The sequence below is a fragment of the Halarsenatibacter silvermanii genome (genome assembly GCF_900103135.1).
Taxonomy (GTDB): domain Bacteria; phylum Bacillota; class Halanaerobiia; order Halanaerobiales; family Halarsenatibacteraceae; genus Halarsenatibacter; species Halarsenatibacter silvermanii.
Map to the genome: position 1 here is coordinate 1 of NZ_FNGO01000067.1, position 1,429 is coordinate 1,429.

At 38.6% G+C, this 1,429-nt stretch carries 1 protein-coding gene; it reads left to right on the top strand.

The genetic code is table 11. From position 1 onward, the window contains the following. The coding region (locus tag BLT15_RS13025) for a sensor domain-containing diguanylate cyclase (RefSeq protein ID WP_143423116.1) at positions 1 to 1,429 on the top strand (1,429 nt) is incomplete at both ends.

Consider the following 1,429-nt stretch of genomic DNA (forward strand, 5'->3'; position numbering starts at 1 on the left):
AAGTTACAGGTATAGTAGAATTTGTCAGAGATATCACTGACAGATTAGAAGCAGAAAGAGAATTAAAGGAGGCAAAAGATGAACAACAACTTCTGCTAGACAATATTGATGTACAGGTATGGCTTTTAGAGGATGAGCGGACATACAGAAGAGTAAATGATGCATTTGCTGAATTTGTAGGTATGGATAAAAAAGATATTTTAAACAGCGAGGTTTATGAGGTTAGAAAAGTCAGGAGAAGTCAGCAGAGATGTTTGCAGGGTAATAAAAAAGTTTTTGCAGAGAAAGAAGAAATTAAGAGGGAAGAAAAAGTATTAAATTCTTCAGGAGAAGAACGGGTACTGCTTATTACAAAAACGCCGATACTATCTGACTCAGGAGAAGTTGAATACGTCATTTGCACGGGCAAAGACATAACCGAGTTAAAGAAAACCCAGGAGAATCTCAAAGTTAGAGAAGAGCAGTATCGAAAAATATTTGAAACTGCTCCTGTAGGGATAATACTTGAGGATAGTGAAGGAAACATTCTTGAGGTTAACGAAAGTACCTGTGAAATAACAGGTTACAGTGAAGAAGAATTGGTTGGGAGTAATGTTGTAAAAACTGTAACACCTCCTGAATACAGGGAAGAGGCTAAGGAAAATATTGAGAAAATCATTGCAGGTGAAGACGTTAATTATACAGGGATTGGCCATAGAAAAAATGGGGATGAATACCACGTTAGTTTAAATGAAACCAGGGTAACCCTTCCCAGCGGTGAGAAAGGGATACTTTCCACACAGCTGGATATAACCGAACTCAAGGAAAAAGAAGAAAAATTAAAGTATCTGGGCTATCATGATAGCCTGACAGATTTATATAACCGAACTTTTATGGAAGCAGAGATGGAGCGGCTGAACACAGAAAGACAGTATCCTATAAGCTTGATATACTGTGATATCAACGGCCTTAAAATAGTCAACGATACTTACGGGCATGAGGTAGGAGATGAACTTTTGATAAAAACCGCCGAAATTTTACAAAAAGTCACCAGAGATGAAGATTTGGTGGCGCGCTGGGCTGGCGATGAATTTGTCATCTTATTGCCCCAGACAGATAGGGAAACGGCTGAAGAAGTGATAGAAAGAATTGAAAGTGCATGTAAAGGAGCAGAATTTAAAGATATACCGATTAATTTAGGTATTGGCAGTGCAGTCAAAAAGAAAGAAGAAACCTCTTACGAAACTGTTTTTAATAGAGCCGATGAAAGAATGTATAAGGATAAACTGACAAAATCGCGAAGTGCAGAAAATAAGCTGGTGAAGAATATGCTGGCAACTCTGGAAGCAAAAAGTGCAGAGACAAGAGAGCATTCGATGAGAATGACCGAGCTTGCTCACAAACTGGGAAATGAGGCTGGCTTAAACAGTGAGCAAGTTAATGACCTCAC